The organism is Clostridium transplantifaecale, assembly GCF_900626075.1.
Classification (GTDB): Bacteria; Bacillota; Clostridia; order Lachnospirales; family Lachnospiraceae; genus Otoolea; species Otoolea transplantifaecalis.
The window spans coordinates 245,581-267,651 of record NZ_UYZY01000005.1 but is presented as its reverse complement, the minus strand read 5'-3'; the positions used below and the strand labels follow the sequence as shown (position 1 = coordinate 267,651).

Below are 22,071 nucleotides of genomic sequence, written 5' to 3'. Positions count from 1 at the left end.
ATCCGACAGAAGAAAACCTTCGTCCGGCATTGCCGCATCCGGATGTTACACCGCATTAATTCTCCTGATAGACTCGGTAGCAGGACTTACCTTCATTTTTTGCCTGATAGAGGGCCTGGTCGCTGCGCTGCAGCAGCAGATCGATTTCCATCTCCGGATCAGCGCTCTGGGCAATTCCGATACTGGCTGATAAACGGCCGACTTCTTCCTTCCCGAAAAAATCGTCCCGGATCTTTTTAATGAGCTGTTCTGCCTCCTGTTCCAATTGGGAGATGCTGCATTCCCCCAGCCGAACCATCAGGAATTCATCTCCGCCCAGCCTGGCCACAAAATCATCCGGGAAGAAATCAATAAGAATCTTTGCGGTGCACATTAATACCGCATCCCCCACCTTATGGCCGCGGGTATCATTGACTTCTTTAAAACGGTCAAGATCAATGTACATCAGGCTGACCGTCTTATCGCCGCGGTTATTATGGATATACTGGTAAAAACACCGCCTGTTGTAAAGCCCGGTCAGAAAATCCGTATTGGAGCTGTGGCGTATCTGCCGTTCCAAATCACGTTCCACCGTTACATCGCGGAAGATACACAGCTTTCCGGCCACATTATGAAACACATCGTAGATGGAACTTTCGTGGATTTCAAGCATCTTGCCGGAACCGTCCTCAATTCTTACCTTGGCTTCGACATATCCTTCGCTGTTAATTGAATGCCTTTCTTCAAACGCGTGCGCCGTCCACTCATTATAGTCATGTCCAATGACCGACTGCCTGTCCGTATGGAAATATTCCTCAAACTTCATATTGGCATTAATAATTTTCCCGCAGTTATTCCATAAAAGAATTGCATAAGGCATACTCTGGAGAAGAATTTCCATCTCCGCGCTCATATTGACAAGATCCGTGACATCGTGGCCGATTCCAACGGTTCCCAGAACCGTTTTTCCGTCTCTGTCCAGGATCGGTGTTTTATAGGTGCGCAGCTGGCGCAGACCCCTGGAACACTTTACCGCCTCGGTAAACTGCAGTGTGTGGAGCGCCTTAATTACCGCATCCTCAGACTCTCGGCAGGACGCCTCTCCGTTCTCCAGATCATCCGGGGAAACTCCCCAAATATAGCAGTGATCCCGCCCCGTCACATCCTCCCTTGTCTTTCCCACAACTGTGCAAAATGCCTTATTGACCTTTACATGGGTTCCTTTAAGGGACTTAAACCACAGCATATCCGGGATACTGTCAATAGCCGTATCCAGATAAGTCTGTGTCATATATAAGTCATAGCGGAGCTTAATCCGCTCCATGATACGTGCCAGGCTGATCCTGACCCGCTCCCCGTTCAGCGGCAGCTCCCAAAATTCATCTGCAGCCTCTAAATCAGGGGATGAAAAATGATCAATTTCCTCATGCCAGGCGCAGTAAACCAGCACCGCCCCCTCTTTGCACATCGTACGTATCTCAGAAGGCGGCGTTTCCCCTTCCAGATTCCAGATCACTACATCGCTTTGTTTCAGTAATTCAGGCACCGGTGCGGATTCCGCAGCAATTTTATGGGTAAAATGCTCCATAGGCTCAAGCCGGCCCAGCACGGTTTCAATCATCGGATTCCTGCCAAATATCGTGATTTGACTTTCGCATTGGTACATGTGACCCCTCCCCGCTTATTGCGGCGCGCCCTACAGATACAGACGTTCAAATTCCGAAGCGCTGACAGGTCTGCCGAACAGAAAGCCCTGTATATAATCAGGCGACGCCTGTCTCACAACCTCCAGCTCCGTTTCCGTTTCCACACCTTCCACACAGACGAGTGCTGAGATACTGTGTGCAAGCTTGATAATGTACTCCAAAAAGATATATTCGTAACTGCCTTCCTCAATCCCCTTTATAAAACTGCGGTCAATCTTCAGAACGTTGGCAGGCAGTCCTTTTAAATGGCTCAGTGAAGAATATCCCGTTCCGAAATCGTCGATTGCTATTCCGAATCCCATAGCCTGAAGCCCTCTGAATTCCTGGTTTATTATATGTAAATTGGGCACCCAGCAGCTTTCCGTCAATTCCAGGATAAACCGCTCCGCTTCCAGCCCTTCCTTGGACTTTTCCCTCAGATATGCCAACAAATCATTTTCTTTTAACTGGATGTAAGAGACATTTACACTCATCAGAAATCCCGGGAACCTGCTCTTCCACATCTTACGCTGTCTGATGCTCTCCTCCAATACCCATTTGCCGACCTGAGTAATAGAGCGGCTCTCCTCCAGAAGAGGAATGAATTCCACCGGAGAAACCTCCCCGTGTTCCGGCGAATGCCAGCGGAGCAGGGCTTCCGCCCCCACCACTTTTCCCGTCTCTGCTTCCACCTGAGGCTGATAATATACTTCAAACTCCCGGCAGCCGTTCTTTACACAGGAATGCAGGCTCTCCTGAAGTTCCATAATCCTCATCTTCCGTTTATAGATGTCCTCGGAAAAGAGAGCCAGCTGGTTTTTACCGTTCATCTTGGCTATCTCAACCGCATTCTCCGCATTTCTGAACAGCTTCTGATAAGTTATGCCGTCTTTGGGGAAGAAACACGCTCCGGCTGAAACGGATACCGGAATCTGCTGCCCATCCACCGTGAAATGATTGCCTATAAATATCTGAATATTTTCATAAATTCCTCTGACATTCTCTTCCGAACCTCCCTGCATAAAGAACACAAACTCGTCTCCATCCAGACGGTACAGCGGACATCCTTCCGGCAGCAGCGAGGAAATCAGCGTGGAAATAATATTGAGAACACGGTCGCCAAACGCGTAACCGTGCTTCTCATTGATATTTCTAAAATTGTCAATGTCCAGAACAACTATGATTCCCCGAGCCGGTCTGTCCTGATTCAAAAGCAGTTCCAGATCCATTTCAAACTGGCTCCTGTTCCTCAGCCCGGTGACATTGTCGAATTTGTTCTGTCTCCCGATATTGGAGATCCTGCCAATCATGAAAAGAGGCCTGCTCTGATTATCTTTTTTTACCGTCCCCCTGCATGAAACCCAGATGATACGGCCGGATTTATTACGGACCCGGTACTCCATGTCATGGTAATCCCTGCCGCCTTTTTGGATTCGTTCCATGTCCTCAAGCCATACGGGAAGATCTTCGGGTACCATAATCCTGGACCATTCAGCTACGACATCTGTCTCTATCAGGCGGTCGATGTCTAAATCTTCAAATGCATTTTCGGATATATAAAAAGTTCCGTTTTTAATATCCCACAGGAATAAATAATCATCTGTGGTCTCGGAAAGCAGATCCATAATCGTATTTGCTGTAAACATCTCTTGCTTTATCATGTCCGGCATGTCATCCTCCATACAGGTATTCTGTCAATTTCTCTTATTTTATCAGTCTTCGGACAGATACCCGTAATTTTCTTCCAACCAAAACTGCTTCTTATTAAGAACCGGTAAAAAAAGCGCATTTTTGGTAATATCTAGATCTACTATAGCAAAAAGACAGGCGTGTTTCAATCACTTATGAAAAAGAAATTTCACTCCCGGATACCGGTTCTCCTTAAGCGGCTTTGCCGGTATTTATTTTATTTCATGGGCAGTAGATATCTTATGGGCAGTTATAATCGTATAGCTGCAGGCATTTACCGTTATTTCACAGTTCCCCGTGTCCGCGTACCAGTTCTTGCCTTTTCTAAAGATAACGGTTCCGGGGGCCTGTATCTTCTCCCTGCACCAGGCAACCGCATCCTCCGTGTCTAAAGACAGATTTCTTATGATCCGTTTTACCCCGAGTTCCGTCGTATGCAATTTATCAAGATTTAAAATCAGTTCACATTCGGATTTTTCAATCAAATTTTCATTCTCCTCTCTTCGTTGAATTCCCTGCATATGTCTTTCATCAGCTTCAGCATTTCATTCTTGTTACCTTCATTGGGCATATGCACGGTTCCGTCAGCCGGACGCTGAATAGATCAATGGGATTTACTTCTTATTTTAACCGGCATTTAAACAGGCGGCAAGATCATATCCTGCCGCCTGCATTATTCTTTTATTGTTTGTTGCTGTTCACACCGCATTGCGCTGTAAACAATAACACGATGAGCGCTTTTCGCGAACTTCATAGGCTGCCCCCCGGTTCCTGCTCCTGCCGGCTTCTTCCTGAAGGAGAGGGAGCACCGGCCGAAGGAAACCGGTGCTCTTACAAATGAAAAAAATACTCGGGGTTGGGGACTCCCATTTATTAAACGTTTCAAATGTGACGTTTGTGACAGATAAAATGGCAGAATATATGTTTTTTCTGCACTTTTTTCTCCGGTGATACATATCTCACCGTAATTTACCATACACGGCGGCGCCATTTGTTAACCCTGATATGCAGTCTGGTTCTCCTGACAGCTAAATAACAGGTTTTATTTATTCCCGTACAGAGCAATTTCCTGTATCTGACGCCCGTCGTATTCCCTGCATACCTCGTCCACACTTGCGCCTTCGCAGAGCTTGACGCACAGTTCTTTAATGGTATTCCAGGTATTAAAATGCAGTGAAAAATCCTGGTTAGGAACCTGGCGGCCGGCAGAAAGGCATGCTACAAGCCTGTCGGCCTGCGGCAGGGTTGCCGCTTTATTTCCCTGTGCCGAAGAAACCTTGCCCAATCGTTCTGCAACTCCGTTCAACGTTTCGATCGTGCACATGTTTTCCACTATCATCAATGCCTCATTTAAACGATCGGATCTTGGATTTACGGCCAGCCTCTGATCCGCCCCTACAACACAGACAGCGCCATCCGGAAGAACGGGCAGCGCCGTCATCTCCACTTCAAAAGGAAAATCCTGTGAAAACGCCGTTTTACGGCAGATAGAACTGATAAAAGCACATTTCTCCTCTGCAAAAAAGGATATTTCTTCCTCCGTATTCGGCAGCGTGGTAAGAGTCCTTTCCACATCCAGGTATTCATTTTCTATCATAGTCTGAAGAAACTGGAAGCCGTCTTTCATATAGGTGCTGACAGAAGTTTCGCCGTCGGCCAGCGCTTCCACCAGTTCCTCACTTTTAGGATTACGATACAGCGGCCCCAATCCCGCACACATAGCCGGGACACTGATTCCAAAATCTCGGTTGCCTCCGTAGGGAAGAATCCCGTTTTGTTTCAGTGTTTCGCATACGTTCCAGAACTCGTCCACATTCTCCGGTATTTCCAGACCGTATCGGTGAAGCATGTCCACATTCCAGAGCAGGCCGAAACTTGTATAGGATAAGGGAACCGAAAACACTTTCCCATTGCATGTACTCTGCTGGAGAGCATCTTCGGACAGATTATTAATACACGCAAGAGCGGACAAATCATAAATATAGCCCTTCCTGTCAATCTCCAGCACATCTTCCGCCGTTATAACATAAAGGTCGTCCGGCAGTCCACTCTCCAACCGCTTTAACAGCAGCTCCCGGTAGGAATATCCTTCATCTGCATAAAAATTGGCATAATCGCTGTACACAATGAGATTAATGTCATATTTGGGATTGATAACATTGGTACAGCAGTCATTAATTAGGTCAGATATATCCGCCCCCTGGGCAAACAGAGATACCGCAACCTCCGCTTCATTCTCATCCAGGTAAACTTTGGGATTCTTCTCCGCTCCCGTGCAGCCGCCGCAAAGCAGGCAGAGCACCAGGGCGGCTGTGACTAATCCGGATCTTCTTTTTTGCATTTTCCCTGTCCCCCCACTTTTCTATCATAGTACATCCTGATTATTGCAAACATCTTTTCAATGTTAACCGGCTTAGCAATATGGCCGTCCATCCCCGCATCCTTACATCTCTGGATATCCTCCTCAAATGCATCGGCAGTCATGGCAATAATCGGAATATCGTTCTTATCAAGGCCGGGAAGTTCCCTGATTTTCTTTGCCGCCTCCAGCCCGTCCATCACCGGCATATGGATATCCATTAAAACCATATCGAAATATCCAGCTTCCCGCTGTTCTATCTTCCTGACCGCCTGCAGGCCGTTCTCTGCGCTGTCCACTTCAATTCCTGCTAAATTAAGAAGTTCCACGGCGATATCGCGGTTAAGCTCATTGTCCTCCGCCAGAAGGATTCGAAACCCCTTAAACTGATACTGTGGCATCGGACTGGAAGCTTCCTGGATTTTCCCGGAAGTCCCCATGATATACAACCGCAGTTTCTGTATCAGTTCCGAACGGAATATGGGTTTTGTAAGAAATCCGTTGATTCCTGCCTCTAAGGCCTCTTGCTCCACCTCTTCCCAGTTGTAGGCGGACAGCAGGATGATTGGTATGTCTGATCCGAGTTTTTCACGGATACGGCGCGTGGTCTCTATCCCATCCATCTCCGGCATCTTCCAGTCCACAATAACTGCAAAATAGTCACTGCCCGCCCGATGGGCCCTCTCTGCCGCCTCTACCGCCTCACGGCCGCTCAATGAGCAGTCCACAGAGACGCCCGCCTCCTTTAACATGGTTTGTATTCCTTCACATGTATCAGAACTGTCGTCCACAACGAGAACGGTATATCCGGCCAGGGATTCAGTCTCCACACCACCGGATTCCGACAGCGGCAGGGACAGGATGACTGTGAATCTGGAGCCGGCGCCGGGTATACTCTCAACGTTGATTGTACCGCCCATAATATCGATGATATTTTTCGTAATTGCCATTCCCAGCCCGGTGCCGGTAATCTTACTGAGACGGTTGTCCTCCGCCCTTTCAAACGGGATAAAAATACGCTGCACAAAATCTTCCTCCATGCCGATTCCGTTATCCTCCACCTCGAAAATAATGTCGATCATTCGGTCTTTTCGTTTTCTCTCCCTTAACCCGACGGATATCTCACCGCCATCCGGGGTATATTTGACGGCATTAGATAGCAGATTCATAAGAATTTTCTGTATATGCAGCGCGTCCCCCATAACAAAATCATAATCCAGCACGGAAGATTTAACGATCATCGTGTGGCCTTTTTTCATTAATTCCGGTTTAATCAGGAGCAGCACGTTGGAAATCAGTTCCGGTAAATTGACCGGTTCACACTTTAAGCTGAGTTTTCCGCTCTCGATCCGTGACATATCAAGCACTTCATTAATCAGGGCAAGCAGATGATCCGATGCTGCGGAAATCTTATCAAGGCAGTCTTCCACCTTTTCCCGGTTGCCAAGATTCACCCGGGCGATTGCAGTCATGCCTATGATTCCGTTCATCGGGGTGCGGATATCATGGGACATGGACGAAAAGAAGGCCGTTCTGGCCCGGTTATTTTCCTGAGACTGCAACAGGGCGTCTGCCAAATCTGCCCGCATATGATGTTCCCTTGTTGTATCCCTCAGTACTGCCAGATACTGCCCGTTGTCCGCCAGAAGGAAGTGCACCTCCGTCCATCTCTGAAGTTCATCTTCCGTACCTGTCCGGTATTCTTTCTGTATGTTCTCTTTGAGACCACCGGTTAGAAATGCATTCCGATATTCATCGTTCTCCGGCACTCCGCACCGTTCGAACAGAATATCCGGCCGGGCAGCGACCTGTTCCGGTTCGACATCATATAATGCATCGACGTTATTTGACACCATTTCTACTCTCCGGCCGGAAGGCGTATAAAGAAGGAAAGCAAAATCAATATTGGAGGAAATATTTTGAAAAAGACGTTCCCTGTAAATGCGTCCCTGTTCCCTCCCTTTCATGGATTCACGGCCGAGAAGCAGCACCGTAATCAACAGCAGGGCACCTGCAAGCTCGGCAAACGAAATAACTACCATATTGATTATTTCAGATGATTCCTGTTGCAGGACACTTTTCGGCATGATTGAAAGAAGATACCATTTATATGAATTTCCCTTTGGGAGAAAGCATAGAATGCTGTCCTCTCCATGGAATTTTATATCCATCGTTCCGGCCCGATTGTTCCGTAACAAATCCCTCAATGTTTCCTGAATGACAGGGCCATTCCCATTTTCTCCCAGGAAAGCATAAACATCATCCGTCTCCGAGCCCGTGCTTTCAATCAGCCAGAAACCGCTGCCATCCACAATAAAAGCATACCCGGCGCCGCCGCTGAATGTGAAAAGGGATGGATCCCGATAGCTGGACAGCGTCTTATCCGCGTAGAGTGCGCCGATCTGTTCACCATCCAGCCAAACGGGAGACTGAAACGTAATTTGCAGACGTCCGCTGTCGCCGATATATGCATCAGAATAGCCATTCTGCCCCTTCGACAGAGCCGTCTCCTCAAAAGGCAGAGAACCGGCATCTACCGCCTCACCGGTGCTGTCGATACCGGCGCCGTTTAGATCTATGTAAAAGAACCGGTAGAAGTCCGTCGCATTGGCATAATTAGCAAGGATGCTGCCCGGTTCTAAAGAATCGCCGCTTAATGCATACAGACCGGCAAAGGAATTTAAACGTTCCTCATCATTGCGCAGCTGATGCCGTATGCTGCTTTGCACGATCCTTGTGGAGTCAAGCATTCTCTGATTGGAACTATGTTCCATTTTTTCCGTAATACGGCCAAGCATGATAAACATAAATACCGCACTCAACAGCAAAAGTACGACAACACCTGATAAAATGATTATAGAGCGTTTTTTATACCCCTTCATATTTTCTCCTCAACATTACGGCAAACCGGATTTTATATCCTGTCATGAATTACAGATCGGAAATTTTGAGTAAAAGAAATTCATCCTGTCTTCAATAAATGTTTGCCACCGTTCTGCAAATGCGGTAAAATTGCCGGTCTGCATATCCTCTTCCAACCGGCAGATAAAATCACTGAAACCGTTATCCAACTGTCCGCTTCTTATTAATACGGCAGACAGTATATACCCCCAGGCCGCCAGTTCCCGCAGTTTGTCATAGCATTCCCGTATAATCGCCGAGGGACATTCTCTGGCAATAAAACTTAAGAGTACATCAATACAGAGAATACTGCCCGTTTTTCCATGAAGTCTTCTGATCGTCTGCAGTAATTCCTCTCTCTTTTCCTTTGAAACCGATTCCAGGGTAAAAAGCGCCACGCCGCGGACCGTTATGGCCAAAATCTGCAGCCCTTCCCCATACAGCCGCAAATTTTCGCGGATTTCCGACTCATTCATTATTTTATCATTTACGGGTTCCAGACAGACTTTTGTTCCGATTCCCATATAGGTTCTTGTCACGCCTAGGGAATGCAGGACTTCCAGTGTACGGCGAACCGTGCTTAAGGATACCTGATACTGTTCCGCCATTTTGGGCAGGGAAGGCAGATAGCTGCCGACAGGGTAACGCTCCCATAAAATCTCGCGGATAATTAAAGAGGCCAGGGTATAACGCACCTGAGGCCGGCGGCGGTAGATTGTCCATGTAAAAGGTATCTGGCCAGCCGGCTCCGTACAGTAATTCTTACTTGAAGATTCGATAAAATCCAGCACTTCATCCTGTATTTCTGTAAAAAAATCATCAAACTCCTGCTTCAGATTATCAATTTTATCCGGTGATAATAATTTGCCCGCGGAGTTACCGGCTTTTTCCCTGTTTCGCCGGGGATAAAGGAAATTGAGATAACGCAGGCACTGCCAGTACAGATTAAGAAGTAAATCATTATGGAACGTATGCAGTACATCGAAATATACCTTTGCCGGCATTGATACCACTCCGGCCGTCTGCTGATTCCAGTATTTGCCGCTCCCCGTATCCAGTTTCAGGCTATGCAGCCCAATCTTCCACAACGGTGAAAAAAGCAGTTCACCGGCATACTGGAAATCAATGATTCCTTCTTTGCGGGGCACAAAATACTTTGCGGCATTTTCTTTAAATGTTTCTTCCGTTCCCCGATATTCAACCCTCGCAGCTTTTCGTTCTTCCGTTTTGATATAACCCTTTTTCTCCAGTTTATTAAGAGCCGCCTGAACCGTGTTCCGCGCCAGTTGGAAAGAAGCGCAGATTTGCGGAACCGATGACAGCTGTTCACCATATCGGTAAACGCCGAAAAGAATGCGGGATTCATAATATTCATAAATCAGTTCATAAAGTCCATTATTTTTTTCCATCCGCCCTCCAGCACTATCTCTGACCGGTTCCGCCTGTCTCGCTTTCTTTATATTGTTTAACATCACGTTTTGGTATTTTCATGATCTATTGAACAATTAATTGATGTTGATTGATGTAAAGGCCAATCGCTTCGATTTCATATATACCCTGCTCACATTGGGTACTGAATTGATTGTACCACTCTTTATGCAATCATGCAATGAAATGCCCCATCAATGTTCCAGAAGGGCAGGGGAACCGCCGTCCCCCTCCGCGGCCGTTAAATGGAAATCCCTGACTTCATGTAACTGGAGCCAGGGATACGTGATAGCTAACAAATTTTTACGAATTATCTTGATTCATAATTTCTTTAACCTGATTGATCAGTAATCGTTCATTGATAGGATGTATCACAAAATGAGAATATCCTTTTTTGATTAGTCTTAAAAGATTAGGGTCAATATCTCGATGGGGCGCAATAAAAAGCATTATTTTTTTCATAGGCTGAGAAAAAAGTTTGAACAGATCATTAAAGATTACAGGAGGTAGTTCCATATCAATTATTATCAGTTTTGGATTTAAGCGATACGCCAATGATAGAATTTTTGTGCAGTCTGATGACGAGTATACATGCGAGTAGCCGGCACGCGCTAACATAGTAGTCAATTGATTCAGAAGTTCATCATTTTTTGAAATTATAATTATATTACGCATATAATCACCTTCTCTCTTTTTATTATAAAACTTTTTACGAATAATTGCAAATGAGAAGGGGATCGGCCTTATAATCATATCTATTTTAGTTACTGTTCACAGGTCAATGTCAGTTAGTTAAGCTTATGACGATTTAGATTTTATAGATTCATTCGGTTGGGCATTGGGAAAATTATATCGATACAGAAGAACTTCTCTGGTATCCGAAGCTGTATTGCCGTGTGGTCTGATTTTTGAGCACAACAAGGAAACAGACTTGCGCCTGCTTTTTTTATCAGCTATGATAAGTAGGGTGGTTTTGGATTATGCGGCTCTGTAGACAAAATATTTTGGCCGACGAAAATGGGCCGTTTTAAGTCTGGGATATGCCCTGCCGGGTCGAATCGGGAGGAGCTCTTTACGCAGCAAAGCCACCGTGTCAATGACGTCTTCCTCTGCGGCCAGGCGGAGGAAGACCCTGCAAATATGGACTGCCATGGAGAAATTCACCTTATAGGCATGTTTTGTATCATGCGTTTCAAGGATTACGGACTGTATCATGGCTTCCGTTATATTATAAGCGATCAGTTTTGCCCATATTTCCTGCTCCACATGTTCCGGCTTGCAGGAATGGAAATTGCTCATTCCGATCGTATATTTCAGTTTGCGGAAGGAGGATTCAATGCCCCATCGGGCATTGTAAATGTCTCTCAGCCGCGCCGGCGGGAATTCATCCTCCGGAAGGTTTGTCACAAGACATTCAAAAGAGCCATCCGGAAGCTGAAACCGGACAACACGGAACGAGAGGGGATAGGTGCCATCCGAACCGTACTCCAGGAAATCAAAGGAGGCCGCCCGATCTACGAACCGGCGGTAGTTCCCGTCAGGAATCCGGATTTTTCGGGAGTGGCTTCTTACAAGGGTGACCGTTACGGTCTCGTCAAACATGCCTTCTTTGGGGAGTTTGAAATTACCGACCAAGCCTTTGGAAAGGACATCTTTGGTCCTGAAGAGGAAGTACTGCTCTTTTTCAATGATATGGGCCATATTGTTATAGGAACAATACCCCCTGTCACCGATGTAGATGTCTTTCCTATCAGAAAGAACCGGGCAGGTATCCACCATGGTGCAGAATGCCAGGAATTCGTCTTTTTTATGAACGGGTTGGAGCAGGGAGGCAACATACATGTTCCTGTCCAGGTCGTAGAGCGCATTGATATGGAGACTGTAAAAGCCCTTTGCAGAAGGCCCTTCGGAAACGAAATAATCCTCTGTATGAAACTTGTCACTGCTGAAAAAAGAAGTCGTGGAGCCGTCAGCGGCAATACAGCGGTAACCGCTCGCGATAGTTTTTTTCACAGTGCCAAGAGAGAAATAGGCCGTATTGAATGTATGGAAGATTTCTGAAAGAGCCTCCGGTCTGAGTTTAGCCCGCTGCTGTCGGAAAGCGGAAGAGGTGGGCATAAGGGCATCCATTCCAAAGAAATCAAGCATCTCCACTCTTGTAGAGGATGCCCCCATGGTAATAAGAAACGAGATAATTTGCGCAGCTGTGAATTTCCTGTTCCTGGTAAAATCTTTACCGGGTCGAAGGACAAAATCCGAGATGTGGGAGATCACGCTGCGGACAGCGGAGTGAAATAAAGATTGAATCGTTTGGTGTAAAGACATAAGCGTTCCTCCTTTAGTCAAAAGCAATTTTACTTCTGATTAAAGGGCCGCCCTTGTTTCGTCTAAAAACCAATCTGAAACAAGGGCGGCCGCATATTTTGGAAGCTATGTCAATCCTTTATTTAAAGTTTTCCAAATTTGAGGAGAATTTTGGTTAGACCCCAATAAAAATCTACTCCTCTAGCTTAACTAACTGACATTGGTTCACAGGTAGTATTCCACGAGGTGTTTTTTGTAAGTGGAGCGTGGCGGAAGTCACAGAAATCCGGGTGAGGACAAAAGCCAAATAGCAGAGAGATTCTGTTCATTTGGCCATAGTCCTGAGAGCGTTGACATTTTTCGTCAAAGAAATTCGTTGGCTTCTATATCAGAGAAAATCCACAGGGTTTCCTTCTCATTGCCAGGATAGTGATTAAAGCATAAAATTCTCAGTCTCACGTGGCTGCCGTCCTTTTTCTTGTAGGTAAAACCGGGAATATCCTCCTCAATCAACAGGTTTTCCAGATAGCTGTAATCGCAGAAACATTCAAATAGCCCTGTATATTCCGGTTCCACCAACTGCTTCGCATACATAAGAAGGGCTTTGCTGAAACAGCCATCCGATTCTTCCAAAATCTGGCTGAAATAATCAGGAATAAACAGTTGACGCAGGGTGTCTGTTTCCAGGTTCACAAAGTATACGCCTTTAAACACAGGGGCAAACACACTCAGGAAACGGTCGGCATCCTTCTTTTCTGACAGAATCCGCTCCATATGCCGGTTCAGATCTCGTCTCTGGCGGGTGCCGCCCTGGGATGCATAATAATCTCTTTTGTATTGCTGCATCTTATCTTCCGCTTTCTGTATAATATCCTTTATGTCAATCCTGCTGTCACGCCATTCAAGGCCCACCGAAAGCGAATACTTTGCATGTTTTACCTGCTCGCAAATCGTATCCAGGCGCTGCTCCACGCTCTGGCGGTCTATGTCGCGGCAGATAATAACAAATTCGTCACCCCCGATCCGGAATATTTCCCCGGACCGGAAATTTTTCTGGAGAATATGCGCAACGGTCTTAAGCATGCTATCCCCTGCCTGATGCCCCAGATGATTATTAATCTCGTGCAGCCCGTTCACATCAATATAAATACAGCCAACGGAAACACAATCGAAACCTTCGAAGTCCTGGAGCATCCTTTTATAGCTGTTCCTGTTCTGAAGGCCGGTCAAGACGTCTAAAAGCGCCTCTTTGCTTAATGCCATTTTCTCCGTTTCGACCTGCCGGTATTGTCTGCGCAGGAGAATTTCATTTCTCTTTGCCTGTATCTTGGAATTGTACAGGCTGACGGAGACAGCGATGGATGCCAGCGAAAGAAACAGGCTGTTCATAAGATTGTTAAAGCTCTGGTCCAGTCCAGCAGGATTCGGGAAATACGGAAGCAGCACGTTGAGAAGGATCACACTGGTTAAAAACAGCAGCACAGACATCCACGGCTTCATCAGGGACATGATTGCTACCAGCAGTACAACATATGTATAAACTGTCAGCCCATTACCGCCCAGTTGGTCGTTTAATGTAATGGCGATTCCCCAAAATACAAAAAAAGCCATATAAGTATGTTCGATTATGAAATAGCGGCGGGCGGCCTTTTCTTTGCTTTTGTCAACCCAATGTTTTGACAGAATCACGCAAAGGGTCATTGCGATCAGGAGCAGGTACATGATAAAATAGGCCTCCCTGCGCGGTTTTAAAAAAGGCCCTCCCGGTCTTAGGGAAATGGATGCCACCATGACCAATTCAAACCCAATGATGAAAAGGTAAAAAATGAAGTCTCTCTTTTTCACATCCTGATGAAGGGCACATAAAATTTCTTCATACTCCTCCATCTCTGCTCCAAATCCCAGCAATGATTTTATTCTGCTCCAGATTCCTTCCCGCATCCCATTCCACCTCTCTTAATTGCCGCCGGATTCCTTTTGTTCTACCTTGATAATCAAAGTCTGTGGCTGCTCACTTTATGTAAAGATAAAGCCCCAAGAACCAAGAGCTTTATCATATAACCATTTTCCGCACATCGATATCTCCATTATATACCAGACCACAGACAAAATCCACATCCTGTTTTCCTTAAAGCCTTACACGAGAGCATTACATCATACCGGCATCCTTCTCGGCTACTGTTCACTCGGGATGTATTCCGCGAGGTGTTTTCACGCGTTTTTCGTGAAAATCCCGAATTCTGCGGCGCGAAACTGCCATAGGACATAGGGCTTTGCAATAAAAGCAATAGACAAATACGGTTGCTATTTTTTTAGCAGGTAGTTATGACATGGTACCTTGCGTTTTTGTTCTGATTGAACTATAATTAAAAGGCTATTTTGAGCGAGTTCAGAGTGAGTCATGATATAGGACAGTTATTTGAATCTGATGACGATTGGAGGTAAAACATATGCCGGATGAGAAAAATACCAGTACCCTTTCCTATGGGTGGGGACACAATCCGGTTTTTTATAGGATATTAAGTATTCCCGTTACTTTTATTGCAATTTTGGCTGCATATGCCTTTCATATACCTAATCCCATGATGCTCCTTATTATTCCGGTTGTTGTTTTTACATATCTGGAGGGGTATATCAGTGGCGGCATGAGCGGAGGGACCGCGGTTGTATATTCTGCCTATTTTTTTATTGTATTTACTAAGGATGATGCGGCATGGCAAAAGCTGCTGATAATCATTCTGGCGGTTACGGCTATCGTGGTTCTGGTTGGACGGCTAAAGGCCGCGGATAACCGTAAGATGCTTGAAATCATGCAGGCGGAAGAGAAACTCATTCAGGCAAAAGAGGAGGCTGAAAAGCTTGCCAAGGCAAAGAGCGACTTTCTTTCCATGATGAGCCATGAAATCCGTACTCCGATCAATGCGATTATAGGAATGAATGAAATTGCCATGAAAAGTGATGATCTGGAGCGAATCAGGGGATGTCAGTCTAAAATTGATGACGCTTCCTCACATCTGCTGGGAGTGATTAACGATATTTTGGATATGTCAAAGATAGAGGCGGGTAAGCTAGAACTGTCAGAATCTGATTTTTCTTTGAAATACCTTCTGCAGCGATTAATCAGCATTAATCAAATCCGTTTTGACCAAAAATCTCAGAACTTTTCCATTGTTGTAGGGGAGAATGTTCCGTCTGCAATTATTACAGATCAGCAAAGGCTGTCTCAGGTCATCACCAATCTGCTCTCCAATGCGGCCAAGTTCACACCGAATGAGGGAAATATTGAGTTGTCGATTCAGCTGCAGCAGGAATCAGGGGAGGATGTGGTTCTGCGCTTTGCGGTCAAGGATAGTGGTATCGGGATAACGCAGGAACAGCAGGCCCATCTGTTCCAGGCATTTGAGCAGGCAGATACCAGTATTTCCAAACGTTTTGGAGGGACCGGACTGGGACTGGCGATTTCTAAAAATATCGTAGGAAAGATGGGCGGATGCATATGGGTCCATTCAATTCCCGGTAAGGGTTCTTCGTTTGAATTTGATATTTGCGTAAAAAAAGGAACCGTAACGCGGGAGTGTGCCGGCCGGTGTCCGGGTGAAGATGAAGAGGTGTTAAACAAGTCGGCTGCTGCTCGGGAGCCGGAAAAAGATATTTTTCGGGGGCGCCGTATGCTGTTGGCAGAGGATGTGGAGATCAACCGCGAAATTATCAAAAGTATTTTGGATGAAACAGGAATTGAAGTAGTCGAAGCGGAGAATGGGGAAATTGCCTGTAGAAAATTTAAAGAGTACTCTGGCCAGTTTGATGTGATCTTAATGGATATCTGTATGCCGGTGAGAGACGGTTATGAGGCCGCCCGGATAATCTGCAGTGAAATGTCAGTTGAAAAGACGGCAGTACCGATTTTGGCCATGACCGCAGAGGTATTACCGGAAAACATTGAGTTATGCAAAAAAGCAGGAATGTACGGCCATATTGCAAAACCCGTTAATGTGGTAGAATTAATACAAACATTGAAGCGGTATATCCCTGTACGGCAATGAGGACCGGGGAGTGTAAAACTTATATTTTATTCTATTTTTTCACGGAGCTTTTTAAGCAGCTTTTTCTTACGCTTGCTGACTGCCTGCTGAGAGAGCCCCAGCCGTTTCGCCAGATCCCACTCTGAGACGCCTCGGAAAAACAGTTCATCAATCAGCAGCCGTTCTTCTACCTCCAAAGAGTCCAGCGCATCATACAAACGGCTGATGTCTTCTGCCAGGATAATTTCTTCCTCAATGCCTGGGTGGAAACGGGTTGCTTCATATGGGCTTTTACCAGGTTGTCTACGTTATACGTATTATCATTGTCCCAGACTTGGCTGTATAGTTGCTCCCGGGTTAATACCTGGCCTGCATGCCCCCATATCTCATAGTCCGGCATATTGATATATTCCCCATTCTGCCATATTTCTATATAAAACAGAAGGCCGTCTCCCATACGTTCGTAAGAGCTTTTCTGGTAAAAGCCCTGCCCGCTAGTCCCACTTTTCTTATCAATGACCCGATCCTTCCATGTTTCAGGCAGAGTCAGGCTATATGCGGGAGCCAGATTACTTACCTCATCAGTCCGTTCTCGTTCTGACTGCTCCTGTTCCTTTTCTCCATTCTGTACTCCCTCTTCCGGCACGGAAGATTCCAGTATTTCCTGATTTTCTTGGGAATGCAATATTTCTGAATCTCCGGTGATTTCCTGCACAGACATACTTGGGATACTCTGGCAGCGTTTCTCTTGGATACTTCTTAAGGGAGAAACCATATTTTGATAGTCTGAGTGTGTAAGAACACGCCCTTATTTTTCTTAAGTCCCGGCCTGGCCTGTAAAATCTGCCTTTGTTTTGCCTCCTCCTGTTTTGCCTCCTCTGGCTTGCCCAGATTCCGAAAATATAGATACCGCAGGTTGCTGTGACAGTACTGGGCAAATTTTCCTTCTCTCCTATCCAATCCTGCTCAGCCAGTTGGAGCGCCTTTTCATATTTTCCGGTTCAAAGGACTCCCGGATCTCTTGAGCTTCTGCATCTTCCCTGCCTAGATTCCCCTGGTTTTCTGTCGGTTCTGTCAGGAGAGAGCGGAGCGGCGTCACCTCGTCTTCCCGGCCCGGAACGAACAGAGATACGCTGTAACCGCTTATATTATCATCATCCATACCGGCTTTCCTGGTTTCTCCGGACTCATTAATATAAAGAATACCATCAGAGCCGTCCCACTGGCGCATTCCGTAGTACAGAATTCCATATTCTTCGGCATCCCACTTGCTCACGGCTGTCTTCAGATTTACCTGCCCCAGTACGGTCCGCATGGGCTGGAATCGTTTTTCCTCATTCAGAGGATCCGATACGGTGCCGTCCAGATAAACCGTTGACCTGTCGGATTTGTCACTGTCATAAGTAATCAGATAGGAATGAAAGCCCCCCCTTCTCATCTTCTCCGCATAAAAATGTCTCTACTGTATGGATTGTTCCATCTACATAAAAATGAAGATTAAAGCTGGTAGCCAGATACAGTTCATCCGGCAGATTCGGCTTCTGAACCAAATCGCCGAGAAATCCCTCTATGCCATGATCATATAGATTTCCATGTTCAATGACAACCGTCCGTTTGTGTGCCAAATCATCTAAATACCATGATAGTTTCCCGTTGTAGGGCTGGGCGCTACGATAAATCAGCGCGCCGTAATACAAGGTGGTCGCAGCTATACATGCCAGGGACGCCCCTGTAAAAATACGCAGAAGCTTTTTTTCTTTTTCTCGTTCTTTTTTTGCTCATTTGTTTCATCCAATTCCTGGTGCACTGCATTTAAGCCGCGGTAAATCGCAGCGGCCAGTATAAGCAGGAAACATCCCATGCGCACTGCCCAAAAATAGTTTAGTTAAATCTTATTATGTTTTATCAGTATAAAACAAACTATATCTATATACAATTCACTTGAACCAATACAAAAAATGCGGTTCCTATCCCTCTAAGAATCCGCATTTTTCATGTGTGAAATTGTATTGAATTTAGTTTAAAAAGTTTATGAGAAAGCTACTTGAATCAGGTATGAATATATCATAGACCAGAGAAATAACAAGGGGATAACAAAAAGATAAACTTTATATAAATTTCCACTTCTAACTGCAAAAAAAGAGCCGTTGCAATGTGAACGGCTCTATTTTTATCTAGTAAGTATATTACTCTCCAGAATTCAATATATAAACTTCCTCATAAGCAATGCTTGGCAGTGCCTCACCGCTGGTCACCTCGCCAATCTGTTCTCTGTTCTCATTTACTGTATAGATTGTTCCGTTATTAACTTCATACCGGTACTCTCCATCTACCCTGTATATACGGTTGGAGTCCTGGACTCTTCCAGCCTCATTTACAAGATATAGACGCTCGCCAACCTCAAATACCTGAAAATCTTCACCGTCTTCTGCCTGCACCAGCTTGCCCTGATAGTAAAGATATCCGCTGCGTTCTCCTGTATAGCTGCCGCTATTGCTGAAGTAAAAGGTGGAACGTTCCCCGTCCTCCTCCATAACATTGGTCTGACGGCTGGTCTTCATCTTTCCATCGCTATCATCAGCGCCAAAGTATGCGCTTACTGTTGTTCCGTCCGATAATGTAAAGCCAAGCAGACCGCTCTTCATCCGGCCATATTCGTCAAAAAAATATCTGTTTCCATTGATTCTGGTAGTGGCATCTGTAATAGATCTGGAATTCTCATTAAGGTATTCCGGTACTCCATTATTGTCAAAGTAATACCATGCACCGTCCCCACCATCGTAGCTCGCATTGCTTGGGGTTGCATTGCTTGACGTGGCCGGTCCAAAGCTGAAGTCATTATTATTATCATCCGTATCTTCCGGATCATCCGTTAAATATCTCCAGCCCCTGGCCATCTGGCCGCTGTCAGCGTCACCGAAATATTTCAAAGTACTGATTCCTGTTGCATCTCCCTCTCTTCTCTCTCCCATCGCTACCCAGCCGGTTGCCATGGCCCCATTCTCATCAAAATAATATCTGGAGCCATTGATTGTCCTATTTACATAGCTGTTGTCTCCAGTTGCCTTTATCGCTCTTCCATTGGCCTGAAAATAGAACCAGGTTCCGCCATCACCTACCATGGCAACTTCTCCATCTTCTTGTCCATCATCTTCATCATAGTCTAGCTGCAGCCAGCCTATTTTTGCCGCGCCGTCATTCTCATCACCCAGATAGTACAAGTTGTCCTCATCGTTAAACCAGCCATATTGCATGATTCCGTCCGAGTCAAAATGGTAACGCTGATTATTAATGGTTCTCCAGCCGTCGGCTGCTGCCCTGCCGTTGGATTCCAGGTAATACCAGCCGCCATCAGAATTGGGAGCATCCTCGGTTCCTTCCTCCACCTGGATCCACCGGTTTGACACCCGCACACCATTGGCGTCCACATAATAGGAATCATCCACCCAGCGGTCGGTTGCCATAACCCCGTCGTTGTCCAGATAATAGTAATTTCCGCCGGACTGTCTCCAACTGTCTGTTACACGGTTTCCGCTATTGTCTGTGAAAACCCAGGCTCCCTCCTCCTGCTGCCATGCCGCAAGGGAAGTAAAGGCGGCTCCCGCTGATAGTACGGCTGCTGCACTGAGAATCGCAGCTGCTCTTGTTTTTTTCTTCATGATTCTTCAACTCCTTAATTAGTTTTTTTTAACAATATCATCTTAAAGCATAGAAATAACACGGGGCTAACATACCGCTAAATTTTTTCTAAACTCCCCTTTCGATTTTCTTACAAACAGCTTTTGTAAAATTACTCCATACAAATAAAAACAGCCTCTATTATATATAGAAGCCGTTTCAAAACAAATTAACTATTAATCGTATCATACAAATATACAAATAAAGAACAACTCTACATGGACCTAAACCGATATCCAGCCCCCCATATAGTCTGGATATATCGAGGGGCATTCGGCTTTTTCTCTATCTTTACCCGTAATCGGTTTATATGCACTGTTACTGTAGCTGTCTTATCAGTGGATTTTTCTCCCCATATTTTCTCAAGCAACGTATCTTTAGAAATTACAGCATCTATATTCTGCGCAAAGTATAGCAGCAGCTCAAACTCCTTATTTGAAAGTATTTTTTCTTTCCCCTTTACATATACGCGCCTTTCTTTCGGTAATATTTTTAACTGCCCAATTTCTATGTCTGCCTCCTTCTTGTCTCTTTTCTCTAACAGCATATTATGGATTTGAATATGCGTGCGAACCCTTGCGACCATTTCCGCAGGGCTGAAGGGTTTTGAAATATAGTCATCTGCACCAAGGGTAAGACCTCGTATCTTGTCCTCAACTTTCTCCTTGACAGTCACCAGAAGAATCGGAATATCTGAAAACACGCGCACTTTACGGCATAGTTCAAATCCGTTTCCAACGGGAAGTACAACCTCCAGTAGTAGTGCACAGTATCGGCCTGTTTTTACCTCGCCAACAACATGACTGCTATCTGCCAGGACCTTGACCTCATATCCTTCTGCTTCCAGGTGCTCTCTTTCCAACTTCACGGCCTGTTCATCATCATCTACAATTAATATCTTATTCATGTACGTCACCTCTGTCTATCATTATCCGGAAGATGAAACCATGGCTCCAGCCAGGTATCATATAGATTATTCCGGCTTCATCTGTTGTTCAAGGATTAAGCGTATGTTGCTCCGTTCAACCTCATTACAAACCACACTACACATGAGCCCGTTCTCCCCTCTGAAGCCCCACATTCAATACTACACCCCAAGCCCCAAATACATACTCACCAGTCAAGCTGTCAAACTGCTCTCCGCCGTTCCTGCCATGCAGCTCCTGCTCCATGGATTGTTCAATCCCGGTCTTTCCTACAATGTCATTCCGGTCATAAATGATGCCCCTGCTTCCCGGGTAAATCTCATTCCGCTCCACCTGGGACTGGAATGCCTGCTGATATCTTTCACCATCTAAAACCTGCAGGGTAAAAAAGCGTCTTATTAAAAAAGTGCCCCCCATTCAGTGAAAAAACAAACGCTTTATAAAATTGCTCTAACAAACATGAAGCAGTATAAACGCATGATATAACATACTGATAACAAATTTCTAAACAATAAATAAATTCTTGCCGGACACAAGCGCCTTTCCACTACTATATCCTGTTGTATAAACAATACTGCAAGCCGGTTTCATTAAAACAGGCTTGCAGTATTACAATCAGAAATCCACTGAAATATGGTTATGACATGTCTATATTTATCTCAACAGAAACAAAACTGCTTCTACTGTGATGCGGAGCTCAGTGTATAAACCTCATCAAAGGCAATCTCCGGCAGTGGTTCACTGTGATTCACCTCACCAAGCCGCTGCCGTTCCAACGGTTAGTCGCCATGATACCATTGTGGTCCATATAATAATAATCGTTTCCAGACTGCCTCCAGCTGTCCCTTATGCGGTTTCCACTGTTATCTGTAAAAATCCAGTTCCCGCCATTTTGCTCCCATGCTGCCATGGAAGTAAATGCCTCTGCCGCCGACAACACCAGCGCAGCGCCAAGGACTACGGCTATTTTTGTTTTCTGTTTCATTACAAAGCATCACTTTTTCCCAGAATTCAACCCGTAAAGATAAGCTCCGGATCTCTGCAAAAATAAAATATAATCCCTATGGTACATTTCAGTATGGCACTTACATTTTTCTGTC

The 22,071-nt window shown here is 45.5% G+C and carries 18 protein-coding genes; 1 reads left to right on the top strand and 17 read right to left on the bottom strand.

The window, feature by feature from the left end:
- Positions 1-55: 55 nt before the first annotated feature.
- The 9 genes from EJL91_RS18560 to EJL91_RS18520 form a co-directional block, all read right to left on the bottom strand.
- Positions 56-1,645: a sensor domain-containing diguanylate cyclase gene (locus EJL91_RS18560; RefSeq protein ID WP_125143451.1), complete on the bottom strand. Its 1,590-nt coding sequence runs from the start codon at positions 1,643-1,645 to the stop codon at positions 56-58.
- Between the two features lie 30 nt (positions 1,646-1,675).
- Positions 1,676-3,334: a putative bifunctional diguanylate cyclase/phosphodiesterase gene (locus EJL91_RS18555; protein ID WP_125143450.1), complete on the bottom strand. Its 1,659-nt coding sequence runs from the start codon at positions 3,332-3,334 to the stop codon at positions 1,676-1,678.
- 231 nt (positions 3,335-3,565) lie between these two features.
- Positions 3,566-3,838: a DUF3781 domain-containing protein gene (locus tag EJL91_RS18550; protein WP_243125475.1), complete on the bottom strand. Its 273-nt coding sequence runs from the start codon at positions 3,836-3,838 to the stop codon at positions 3,566-3,568.
- Between the two features lie 557 nt (positions 3,839-4,395).
- Entirely contained in the window at positions 4,396-5,694 is a 1,299-nt protein-coding gene (locus EJL91_RS18545) for an ABC transporter substrate-binding protein (RefSeq protein WP_125143448.1), read from the bottom strand.
- Positions 5,670-8,594, bottom strand: a complete 2,925-nt coding sequence (locus EJL91_RS18540; RefSeq protein WP_125143447.1) for a hybrid sensor histidine kinase/response regulator — start codon at positions 8,592-8,594, stop codon at positions 5,670-5,672. The genes EJL91_RS18545 and EJL91_RS18540 overlap by 25 nt, the downstream gene beginning before the upstream one ends.
- Before the next feature lie 42 nt (positions 8,595-8,636).
- On the bottom strand, positions 8,637-10,022 hold the full coding sequence (locus tag EJL91_RS18535) for a GntR family transcriptional regulator (RefSeq protein ID WP_125143446.1): 1,386 nt from the start codon (positions 10,020-10,022) through the stop codon (positions 8,637-8,639).
- A gap of 322 nt (positions 10,023-10,344) precedes the next feature.
- On the bottom strand, positions 10,345-10,716 hold the full coding sequence (locus EJL91_RS18530) for an ANTAR domain-containing protein (protein WP_164516886.1): 372 nt from the start codon (positions 10,714-10,716) through the stop codon (positions 10,345-10,347).
- Positions 10,717-11,019: 303 nt separating this feature from the next.
- A complete protein-coding gene (locus EJL91_RS18525) occupies positions 11,020-12,366 on the bottom strand; it encodes an IS4 family transposase (RefSeq protein ID WP_125143444.1) in 1,347 nt (448 codons plus the stop codon).
- A gap of 342 nt (positions 12,367-12,708) precedes the next feature.
- Positions 12,709-14,286, bottom strand: a complete 1,578-nt coding sequence (locus EJL91_RS18520; protein WP_243125473.1) for a GGDEF domain-containing protein — start codon at positions 14,284-14,286, stop codon at positions 12,709-12,711.
- 509 nt (positions 14,287-14,795) lie between these two features.
- Between EJL91_RS18520 and EJL91_RS18515 the strand changes: the two genes are divergently transcribed.
- Positions 14,796-16,388, top strand: coding sequence for an ATP-binding protein (locus EJL91_RS18515; protein ID WP_125143443.1), 1,593 nt, complete (start codon positions 14,796-14,798; stop codon positions 16,386-16,388).
- A 26-nt stretch (positions 16,389-16,414) separates the two neighbouring features.
- Here EJL91_RS18515 and EJL91_RS18510 read toward each other — a convergent pair whose 3' ends face one another.
- The 8 genes from EJL91_RS18510 to EJL91_RS18475 all read right to left on the bottom strand — a co-directional run bounded on the left by EJL91_RS18510 (position 16,415) and on the right by EJL91_RS18475 (position 21,956).
- Positions 16,415-16,594, bottom strand: coding sequence for a sigma factor-like helix-turn-helix DNA-binding protein (locus EJL91_RS18510; RefSeq protein WP_243125486.1), 180 nt, complete (start codon positions 16,592-16,594; stop codon positions 16,415-16,417).
- Entirely contained in the window at positions 16,555-17,052 is a 498-nt protein-coding gene (locus EJL91_RS18505) for a winged helix-turn-helix domain-containing protein (RefSeq protein ID WP_164516885.1), read from the bottom strand. Before EJL91_RS18505 ends, EJL91_RS18510 begins: the two co-directional genes overlap by 40 nt.
- A 267-nt stretch (positions 17,053-17,319) precedes the next feature.
- Positions 17,320-17,805 (bottom strand): hypothetical protein, encoded by a 486-nt coding sequence (locus EJL91_RS18500; protein WP_125143440.1) that lies wholly within the window; start codon positions 17,803-17,805, stop codon positions 17,320-17,322.
- Positions 17,765-17,992 carry a hypothetical protein gene (locus tag EJL91_RS18495; protein WP_125143439.1) on the bottom strand — a complete coding sequence of 76 codons (228 nt, stop codon included), beginning with the start codon at positions 17,990-17,992 and terminating at the stop codon, positions 17,765-17,767. The genes EJL91_RS18500 and EJL91_RS18495 overlap by 41 nt, the downstream gene beginning before the upstream one ends.
- Before the next feature lie 561 nt (positions 17,993-18,553).
- Entirely contained in the window at positions 18,554-20,026 is a 1,473-nt protein-coding gene (locus tag EJL91_RS18490) for a PspC-like choline-binding domain-containing protein (RefSeq protein ID WP_125143438.1), read from the bottom strand.
- 233 nt (positions 20,027-20,259) lie between these two features.
- Positions 20,260-20,952, bottom strand: coding sequence for a response regulator transcription factor (locus EJL91_RS18485; RefSeq protein ID WP_125143437.1), 693 nt, complete (start codon positions 20,950-20,952; stop codon positions 20,260-20,262).
- A 136-nt stretch (positions 20,953-21,088) separates the two neighbouring features.
- The gene (locus EJL91_RS18480; protein ID WP_164516884.1) at positions 21,089-21,304 is read right to left on the bottom strand and encodes a hypothetical protein; all 216 of its coding nucleotides are present in this window, start codon (positions 21,302-21,304) and stop codon (positions 21,089-21,091) included.
- Positions 21,305-21,719: 415 nt separating this feature from the next.
- Complete coding sequence (locus EJL91_RS18475) at positions 21,720-21,956, bottom strand: hypothetical protein (RefSeq protein ID WP_125143435.1); 237 nt, start codon at positions 21,954-21,956, stop codon at positions 21,720-21,722.
- Positions 21,957-22,071: the final 115 nt, after the last annotated feature.

Coding starts and splice junctions, on each gene's coding strand:
- EJL91_RS18560 (WP_125143451.1), bottom strand. CDS start 1,645: ATGTACCAATGCGAAAGTCAAATCACGATATTTGGCAGGAATCCGATG.
- EJL91_RS18555 (WP_125143450.1), bottom strand. CDS start 3,334: ATGCCGGACATGATAAAGCAAGAGATGTTTACAGCAAATACGATTATG.
- EJL91_RS18545 (WP_125143448.1), bottom strand. CDS start 5,694: ATGCAAAAAAGAAGATCCGGATTAGTCACAGCCGCCCTGGTGCTCTGC.
- EJL91_RS18540 (WP_125143447.1), bottom strand. CDS start 8,594: ATGAAGGGGTATAAAAAACGCTCTATAATCATTTTATCAGGTGTTGTC.
- EJL91_RS18535 (WP_125143446.1), bottom strand. CDS start 10,022: ATGGAAAAAAATAATGGACTTTATGAACTGATTTATGAATATTATGAA.
- EJL91_RS18530 (WP_164516886.1), bottom strand. CDS start 10,716: ATGCGTAATATAATTATAATTTCAAAAAATGATGAACTTCTGAATCAA.
- EJL91_RS18525 (WP_125143444.1), bottom strand. CDS start 12,366: ATGTCTTTACACCAAACGATTCAATCTTTATTTCACTCCGCTGTCCGC.
- EJL91_RS18520 (WP_243125473.1), bottom strand. CDS start 14,286: ATGCGGGAAGGAATCTGGAGCAGAATAAAATCATTGCTGGGATTTGGA.
- EJL91_RS18515 (WP_125143443.1), top strand. CDS start 14,796: ATGCCGGATGAGAAAAATACCAGTACCCTTTCCTATGGGTGGGGACAC.
- EJL91_RS18500 (WP_125143440.1), bottom strand. CDS start 17,805: ATGAGAAGGGGGGGCTTTCATTCCTATCTGATTACTTATGACAGTGAC.
- EJL91_RS18490 (WP_125143438.1), bottom strand. CDS start 20,026: ATGAAGAAAAAAACAAGAGCAGCTGCGATTCTCAGTGCAGCAGCCGTA.
- EJL91_RS18485 (WP_125143437.1), bottom strand. CDS start 20,952: ATGAATAAGATATTAATTGTAGATGATGATGAACAGGCCGTGAAGTTG.
- EJL91_RS18475 (WP_125143435.1), bottom strand. CDS start 21,956: ATGAAACAGAAAACAAAAATAGCCGTAGTCCTTGGCGCTGCGCTGGTG.